Annotated in this window: 10 protein-coding genes and 1 pseudogene; 2 read left to right on the forward strand and 9 right to left on the reverse strand. The window is 60.9% G+C overall.

Going from position 1 to position 7,887, the window contains the following annotated elements; genetic code table 11:
- The 8 genes and pseudogenes from CMI59_RS08515 to gatC form a co-directional block, all read right to left on the reverse strand.
- Nucleotides 1-89 (reverse strand): annotated as a pseudogene (locus tag CMI59_RS08515) (glutathione S-transferase family protein); the annotation flags it as partial.
- A gap of 121 nt (nt 90-210) precedes the next feature.
- A complete protein-coding gene (locus tag CMI59_RS08520; RefSeq protein WP_293327251.1) occupies nt 211-486 on the reverse strand; it encodes an acylphosphatase in 276 nt (91 codons plus the stop codon).
- A 50-nt stretch (nt 487-536) separates the two neighbouring features.
- A complete protein-coding gene (locus CMI59_RS08525; RefSeq protein ID WP_293327253.1) occupies nt 537-899 on the reverse strand; it encodes a hypothetical protein in 363 nt (120 codons plus the stop codon).
- Nucleotides 900-1,005: 106 nt separating this feature from the next.
- On the reverse strand, nt 1,006-1,722 hold the full coding sequence (locus CMI59_RS08530; protein WP_293327257.1) for a glutathione binding-like protein: 717 nt from the start codon (nt 1,720-1,722) through the stop codon (nt 1,006-1,008).
- Nucleotides 1,723-1,799: 77 nt separating this feature from the next.
- Nucleotides 1,800-2,537 carry a histone H1-like repetitive region-containing protein gene (locus tag CMI59_RS08535; protein WP_293327260.1) on the reverse strand — a complete coding sequence of 246 codons (738 nt, stop codon included), beginning with the start codon at nt 2,535-2,537 and terminating at the stop codon, nt 1,800-1,802.
- 221 nt (nt 2,538-2,758) lie between these two features.
- Entirely contained in the window at nt 2,759-4,249 is a 1,491-nt protein-coding gene (gene gatB / locus CMI59_RS08540; RefSeq protein WP_293327262.1) for an Asp-tRNA(Asn)/Glu-tRNA(Gln) amidotransferase subunit GatB, read from the reverse strand.
- Nucleotides 4,249-5,736, reverse strand: coding sequence for an Asp-tRNA(Asn)/Glu-tRNA(Gln) amidotransferase subunit GatA (gene gatA, locus CMI59_RS08545; protein ID WP_293327265.1), 1,488 nt, complete (start codon nt 5,734-5,736; stop codon nt 4,249-4,251). The genes gatB and gatA overlap by 1 nt, the downstream gene beginning before the upstream one ends.
- 5 nt (nt 5,737-5,741) lie before the next feature.
- Entirely contained in the window at nt 5,742-6,029 is a 288-nt protein-coding gene (gene gatC / locus CMI59_RS08550) for an Asp-tRNA(Asn)/Glu-tRNA(Gln) amidotransferase subunit GatC (protein WP_293327268.1), read from the reverse strand.
- 233 nt (nt 6,030-6,262) lie between these two features.
- Between gatC and ruvX the strand changes: the two genes are divergently transcribed.
- Together ruvX and CMI59_RS08560 are read left to right on the forward strand one after the other, a co-directional pair.
- Entirely contained in the window at nt 6,263-6,670 is a 408-nt protein-coding gene (gene ruvX, locus CMI59_RS08555; RefSeq protein ID WP_293327274.1) for a Holliday junction resolvase RuvX, read from the forward strand.
- Between the two features lie 18 nt (nt 6,671-6,688).
- Nucleotides 6,689-7,603, forward strand: coding sequence for an AEC family transporter (locus tag CMI59_RS08560; RefSeq protein ID WP_293327270.1), 915 nt, complete (start codon nt 6,689-6,691; stop codon nt 7,601-7,603).
- Nucleotides 7,604-7,621: 18 nt separating this feature from the next.
- On the opposite strand, the gene CMI59_RS08565 is transcribed toward CMI59_RS08560, so the two are convergent.
- Entirely contained in the window at nt 7,622-7,762 is a 141-nt protein-coding gene (locus tag CMI59_RS08565) for a hypothetical protein (RefSeq protein ID WP_293327272.1), read from the reverse strand.
- Between the last annotated feature and the right edge of the window lie 125 nt (nt 7,763-7,887).

Below are 7,887 nucleotides of genomic sequence, written 5' to 3' on the forward strand. Positions count from 1 at the left end.
GGATGCACTTCATAGGGAAGCCCGGTCTCTTCCAGCATGATGGACACCTTGTATCCGTTGGGCGTCGTCCAGGTATAAAAGTCGATCATGAGAGCCTCCCAGCTGCCTGAATTGCGTAATCAAAGCGATATGGGCAGCGCAGTGCCCCATTGCGAGCCATGCGCGGCGGCATTGCCGAAATTGTGATCGCAAGCTGAACTGGAAATCCGCCTAGCGCACCTCGAAACGGCCGGCATACGGCTCATCGGGGCCAAGCTCTTCCACGGCGCGAACCGAGGCCATGCGCGGCCCTTCGCGGCATGCGGCAATCATTTCGGAGACATACTCCGCGGGGCCTGAAAAAACCGCCTCGACATCGCCATCGGCCAGATTGCGCACCCAGCCGGAAAGACCGAGAGCGGATGCCCGGCGCACCGTCCAGGCGCGATAGCCCACGCCCTGAACCCTGCCGCTGATCCGCACGCGCACGGACCGGTTTTCGGTCATCTGCGCCTTCCTTCCACCGCCACGCAGGAGCGCGCCCCCGGCGCCGGCATTCAGTATTTCGCCGTTACCTCGACATGATGGTGACGATGCGTCGGACAGACATTCGGCTCGATCCGGTATTTGCCCGCGGGCAGCTTCGTTCCCACCGCGCTTTCCGGTGTGATGAACGCGGCCACCTGTTCGCTGCCATGATAAAGCGTGAAACCATAGGTGCCGTCGGTGACGCGCGTGATCTCGCCCGCCTCGGGCAGAACAAGATCGCGGCCCCATTCGCGCTCCGTTCCGTATTCATCATGCTTGACCACCGAGCCCGTGCCGGTGACGGAAGCGGCGAAGGCTGCCTGAGGCGCCGAGACCAAAGCCGCCGCCAGAGCGAGTGCGAGCCATTGGCCCGTGCTTTTGTTTCCCATCATCTTGCTCCCCTCGTCCAAAAAGAACAGCGCACCCGCGAAGATCGCGGATGCGCTGCAAGCCTAGCACACCGTCGCGGGACATGAAGTCCCGCCCATGTGCCGCATCTTAGTTTGCGCGTTGCCCGAAAAGGATCTTGCGAGCCTTCTCGGCGTCTTTGGTCTTGTCTCCCAGGGTGCCCTGACGCAAATCGCGCCCCAGAGCGAACCCTCTGCGAACGGCCGGACGGGCACTCACCCGTTCGAACCATTTTTTGAGATGTGGAAAATTCTCAAGCTGCTGACCCTGGTTTTTGGCGGGTACGACCCAGCCCCAGCAAGCCATGTCTGCGATGGAATAACGGCCGGCAAGGTAATCGCGGTCCTTCAGGCGCTTGTTCATAACGCCATAGAGCCGGTTCACCTCATTCGTGTACCGCTTGATCGCATACGGAATTTTCTCCTGAGCGTATTGCCGGAAATGATGTGCCTGACCGGCCATTGGCCCCAGACCCCCCATTTGCCAGAACAGCCATTGATCGACCTCAACCCTCTGCCGCTCGTTTGCCGGGTAGAACTTCCCCGTCTTGCGGCCGAGATATTGCAGGATTGCACCGGATTCGAAGATCGAGATGGATTTCCCCCCGGGGCCATCCGGATCGACGATAGCCGGCATCCTGTTGTTCGGCGCGATCCTGAGAAAGGATCGCTTGAACTGGTCGCCAATGCCGATATTCACCGGCTTCATCACATAGGGAAGCCTGCACTCCTCCAGCATGATCGAAATCTTCCAGCCATTGGGTGTCGGCCAGTAATAGAGCTCGATCGGCTTTTCGGAGGAGCGCACGACCCCGGCCGAAGCGGACCGCTTCGCCGGGGCCGTTTTACGAGTAGCCCCCTCGGATGTTTTCCGGCGCGCAGCCATTACTTCTTGGCTGCCGTCCTTCGACGGGTCGCGGGCTTGCGGGCCGCTGTCGTCCGGCGCGTCGCGGTGCGACGAGCGGGAGCCTTGCGAACCGTTGCGCGACGGGTAGCAGACGTCTTGCGAGCAGTAGTCTTGCGCGCAGGCGCCTTCCGGGCCGCTGTCTTGCGCGCTGCGGGCTTCTTCGCAGCGGTCTTGCGAGCGGTCGTCTTCTTTGCCGCAGGCTTGCGGGCCGTTGTCGTCTTCCTGGCTGCAGGCTTACGAGCCGCCGTCGTCTTACGAGCGGTCGTTTTACGAGCCGTCGTCTTCTTTGCCGCAGGCTTGCGAGCCGTTGTCGTCTTCCTGGCTGCGGGCTTGCGGGCCGCCGTCGTCTTACGGGCAGCGGGTTTTCGGGCTGTCGTCTTCTTGGCAGCCGTGGTCTTCCGGGCCGCAGGCTTACGGGCGGTTGTCTTCTTCGCCGCGGGCTTACGAGCCGTTGTCGTCTTCTTGGCGGCGGGCTTACGAGCCGTGGTGGTCTTCTTCGCAGCCGTCGTCTTCTTGGCGGCGGGCTTGCGAGCGGTCGTCTTCTTCGCCGCAGGCTTCTTCGCAGCCGTGGTCTTCTTCGCCGCAGGTTTCTTCGCGGTGGTCTTTTTCGCCGCGGGTTTACGAGCGGTGGTCTTCTTGGCGGCCGTCGTCTTGCGAGCGGTCGTCTTTTTGGCGGTTGCCGTTTTCGGCTTCGCCTTTCTCGTCGTGGTAGCCATGTTAATTCAGCTCCTGATGTGCCATTTGTGTTGGCGACAATCCAAAGACTTGCAACGCACACAAACTCACGTGCCCCCGTACCCATCAAGGCGCACATTGCTACTATGGGCGTCACAAATGCGCTCGGCAACAAATTGCAACAGTTTTACGCAAGCGCAGTCGCGCCACTTTCATGTGAAAGTGGTTTACAAACAGTTCACCGGAAACATGGATTCGTTCGTCAGTCCTCGGAAGGTATGTCTATTTTCTTCGCGAGAATTTCGTTGACGAGTTGCGGATTAGCCTTGCCAGACGTGGCTTTCATGACTTGGCCGACAAACCAGCCTGCAAGTTTCGGCTTGGTTTTGACCTGTTCCACCTTGTCCGGATTGGCCGCGATCACCTCATCGATCGCCGCTTCGATAGCGCCTGTATCCGTAACCTGACGAAGACCTTCTTTTTCGACGATTTCGATGGCATTTCGGCCCGTTTTGTACATCGAATCAAAAACATCCTTCGCGATTCGACCTGAAATCGTGTTGTCGGAAATGAGATCCAGCAGCTCTCCAAGCTGCTTTGCAGACACCGGCGACGCCTCCAGAGAGTGGCCTTCGCGGTTCAGCGCACCGAACAAATCGCCGTTCACCCAGTTCACCGCAAGCTTCGGATCGCGTCCCTTCGCAACCTCTTCGAAGAAGTCCGCACGCGCCCCATCGCTGACGAGAACGGTCGCGTCGTATGCCGACAATCCGTAGTCGGTCATCAGGCGTTCTTTCTTTTCGTCCGGCAGCTCCGGCAGCGATGCTGCAATGCGGTCGACATCCTCCTGCTGCAATTCAAGCGGGAGAAGATCCGGATCCGGGAAGTAGCGATAGTCATGCGCCTCTTCCTTGGAACGCATGGAGCGCGTCTCACCCGTTTTCGGATCGAAAAGCCGCGTTTCCTGATCGATCTTGCCGCCGTCTTCGAGAATTTCGATCTGCCGGCGCGCTTCATGTTCGATCGCCTGGCCGATGAAACGGATCGAATTCACATTCTTGATTTCGCAGCGCGTGCCGAGCTCGCCGCCGGGCCGGCGCACGGACACATTCACGTCCGCGCGCAGACTTCCCTGCTCCATATTGCCGTCGCACGTGCCCAGATACCGCAGAATCGTGCGCAATTTGCGCACATAGGCCTGCGCTTCTTCCGCCGAGCGCATGTCCGGACGCGACACGATTTCCATCAGCGCAACGCCCGACCGGTTGAGGTCGACATGGCTCATCGTCGGGTGCATGTCGTGAACGCTCTTGCCCGCATCCTGTTCCATATGCAGGCGTTCGATGCCGATTTTCTCGACGCGCTCTTCCGGCAGGTCGATCTCGATCTCGCCCTCGCCCACGATGGGGTGTTTGAACTGCGAAATCTGGTAGCCCTGCGGCAGATCCGGATAGAAATAGTTCTTCCGGTCGAAAACCGAACGCAAATTGATCTGCGCCCTGAGGCCAAGCCCCGTCTTTACCGCCTGTTCGACACAAACGCGGTTGATGACGGGCAACATGCCCGGCAACGCCGCATCCACCAGACTGACATGCGTGTTTTGCTCTGCACCGAACTCGGTCGAAGAGCCGGAAAAAAGCTTCGCCTTCGATGTGATCTGCGCATGAACCTCAAGGCCGAGAACGATTTCCCAATCGCCCGTGGCGCCCTGAATCCAGTCTTCCTCGCGCGCAACGCGCTTGCCGATGTCCATCACGACCTCCACCAGGCTTCAGGCGCCGCCGTGAACTGCGCGGCCTCTTCGAGTTTGTGTGCAGTGCGGAACAAAGTTTCCTCGTCGAAACCGCGTCCGATGAGCTGCAGCCCCAGCGGCAACCCTTCTTTCGACAGCCCCGCGGGCACCGAAATGCCCGGAAGCCCCGCAAGGTTCACCGTCACGGTGAAAACGTCGTTCAGATACATGGAAAGCGGATCGTCCGACTTTTCGCCGATACCGAAGGCCGCGGACGGCGCCGTCGGCGTCAACAGCACATCGACTTCCGAAAACGCCTGACGGAAGTCATGCGCGATGAGCGAGCGGACTTTCTGCGCCTTCAGGTAATAGGCGTCGTAATAGCCCGCCGACAGCACATAGGTGCCGATCAGCACGCGGCGGCGCACTTCGTCGCCAAAGCCCTCCGCCCGCGTGTTTTCGTACATCTCGGTGATGTCCTTGCCCTCGACACGCAACCCGTAGCGCACGCCGTCATAGCGCGCGAGGTTGGACGAGGCTTCCGCCGGCGCTACGATGTAATAGGCCGGCAGCGCATATTTGGTGTGAGGCAGGCTCACTTCCTTGATATTCGCGCCCGCCGCCTTAAGCCATTCGACGCCCTGCGACCACAGCGTGTCGATCTCTTCGGGCATGCCGTCCACGCGATATTCCTTCGGAATACCGACCGTGAGCCCCTTCACGCCCTGCCCCAGCGCGGCCTCATAATCCGGCACGGGACGGTCGACGCTGGTCGTGTCCTGCGGATCGTGACCGGCCATCGACTTCAGCATGATCGCCGCATCGCGCACGTCGCGCGTGATCGGGCCTGCCTGATCAAGCGAGGAGGCGAACGCCACGATGCCCCAGCGCGAGCAGCGGCCGTAAGTCGGCTTCATGCCGACCGTGCCGGTAAAGGCGGCCGGCTGGCGGATGGAGCCGCCCGTATCGGTCGCCGTCGCCCCAAGGCAGAGTTTCGCCGCCACGGCAGCAGACGAGCCGCCGGACGAACCGCCCGGCACCAGCTTTGTGTCGTCGCCTTCACGGCGCCACGGATTGGTGACGGGACCGTAGAAGCTCGTCTCGTTCGACGAGCCCATGGCGAACTCGTCATTGTTGAGTTTGCCGAGCATCACCGCGCCATCGCGCCAGAGCTGCGAGGTAACGGTGGATTCATAAGGCGGCGTGAAACCGTCAAGAATGTGGCTGCAGGCCGTGGACCGCACATCCTTCGTGCAGAACAGGTCCTTGATGCCGAGCGGCACGCCCTCGATGGCGCCGCCCTCGCCCTTGGCGAGCTTCGCGTCGGAGGCTTTCGCCATCTCGCGCGCCTGCTCCGCCGTTTCCAGCACATAGGCGTTCAGGTCGCGGCCTGCTTCCATCTCGGAGATATAGGCATCGGTCAGCTCGGCGGAGGTGATCTCCTTCGCCTTCAGCTTGTCGCGCGCTTCGGCGAGCGTGAGGCCGATCAGTTCGTCATTCTTCGCCATGCGCCTTACTCCACCACTTTCGGGACGACATAGAAGCCGTCTTCGGACGCAGGCGCGTTGCGCGTGACCTCGTCCTGCAGATTACCGAACGTGACCTCGTCCTCGCGCATCTTCATCGTGGTTTCCACGGCGCTGGTCATCGGCTCGACATCGGAGGTGTCGAGTTCGCCGAGCTGTTCCACCCAGTCGAGGATGCTGTTGAGTTCCTTGGCGAGATGTTCCAGCTCATCGTCCCGCACGGCAATCCGCGCAAGCCGGGCGATGTGCCGGACGGTGTTCTGATCGACCGACATAGGCCTGCCTTTGTTGGGGTTAGGAGAGCGGGCGAAGGAAAGCCGTGAAAGCCCCGCATGCGCCCAGTTCTCGCTTGAATCGGCGGCAACATAACAAAGCCTTGGCCGAAGCCGCAACGCCGCCTATTGTCCGCCCGCGACAAAGGCCATTTTCAAGGGATTTAGCGGCTTTGAGCGGCAATATAACCACGCTGGAAGAGCTGAAGGCCCGTCTGGGGCGCAACAGCCGGCTGATGGGGCTCGATCTCGGCACCAAAACCATCGGCCTCGCCCTCTCCGACGTCTCGCTTTTCGTCGCCTCGCCGCTCGAAACCATCAAGCGGACCAAATTCACCGCCGATGCGGAACGCCTCCTTGCCCTGGCCACCCAATATGAGGTCGTTGCGCTCGTGGTGGGCCTGCCGCTCAATATGGATGGCACGGAGGGCCCGCGCTGCCAGTCCACCCGCGCCTTCGTCCGCAATCTGGAAAAGCTGACCGAGTTGCCGGTCGTTTTTCAGGACGAGCGCATGTCCACCCAGGCCGTCACGCGCACCCTGCTCGAAGCCGATACCAGCCGCGCCCGCCGCGCCGAACTGGTGGACAAGATGGCCGCCGCGCACATCCTTCAGGGAGCGCTCGACCGGCTGCGGAACCTCTAGAACAACAAGAAGCAGATCATGCTCCAGATCCTCAACGCCCTCATTCCCGTCTTCCTCGTCATCGCTCTCGGCTGGACCATCAAGCGGATGGATTTTCTGGGTGATGAGATCTGGGCACCGCTGGACAAGCTGACCTATTACATCTTCTTCCCCGCCCTCCTCTGCCGCACGCTCGCCGTGGCCGATCTCGGCCCCTATGACATCGGGCCGATGGCATCCGCACTGGCCGCGGGGCTTGCGAGCATGGTCGTACTGCTGATGGTGCTGAAGCAGATATTGCCGCTGACCGGCCCGCAATTCTCGTCCGTCTTTCAGGGCGCGGCGCGCTGGAACGGCTTCGTGGCGCTGGCGGCCATTGCCTCCTTTTACGGTCATGAAGGCGTAGCGCTCGCCGCGGTCGGTTTCGCGGTGCTGGTGCCCGCCGTGAATGTGCTCTCCGTTCTCATCCTGACGCGCTATGCGGGCGACACGCCAGCCGGTCTCGGCACGGTGGGACGATTGCTCATCAAGAACCCGCTCATCCTCGCCTGCGCGGTCGGTATCGCGCTCAACGTCTCGGGCATCGGCCTTCCCGGCCCGCTCGACCCGACGCTCGACATTCTGGGCAAGGCGGCGCTCACCATCGGTCTCATCGCCATCGGTGCCGGGCTGAAGCCGGCACACGCTTTCGACACGAAATGGATCGTGCTGCTGACGAGCGGGCTGCGCCTCATCGCCATGCCGCTGATGATGATGGGCTGGTGCTATGTCTTCGGCGTCACGGGGCTACCGCGCCTCGTCGTACTGGTCTGCGGCGCCGTGCCGGGCGCAACATCGTCCTACATCCTCGCCCGCCAGCTCGGCGGCGATGCGACGCTGATGGCAAGCCTCATCACCGGCGGCACGATCCTCGCCGCCATCACGATGCCGCTGATGTTGTGGTTGCTGGGGTAGCTGTCTTAGACCGAAAAATCAGCCGGGGCACCCATTAAGCAGGTAAAATACTCCTTCCTTGAAGGGCAAAGGCGCCAGCTCATCAATCCCTTGTTGCTCAATAAAGTCGATGGGCGTGACCACTGCACATTCCGACTTAAAATCCTTTTTTCTACTCATCACATTTTTGAATTTCTTATCAGCCGTTAGAGCCTGTTCCAAAAAGAGGTGTGTGATTTCAGCGGCTTATGATTCTGTTGGTTTGCGAACTAACAGGAGATCGATATGCCGTGGACTGAAATCAC

This window comes from Parvibaculum sp. (assembly GCF_002684405.1).
Lineage (GTDB): Bacteria > Pseudomonadota > Alphaproteobacteria > Parvibaculales > Parvibaculaceae > Parvibaculum.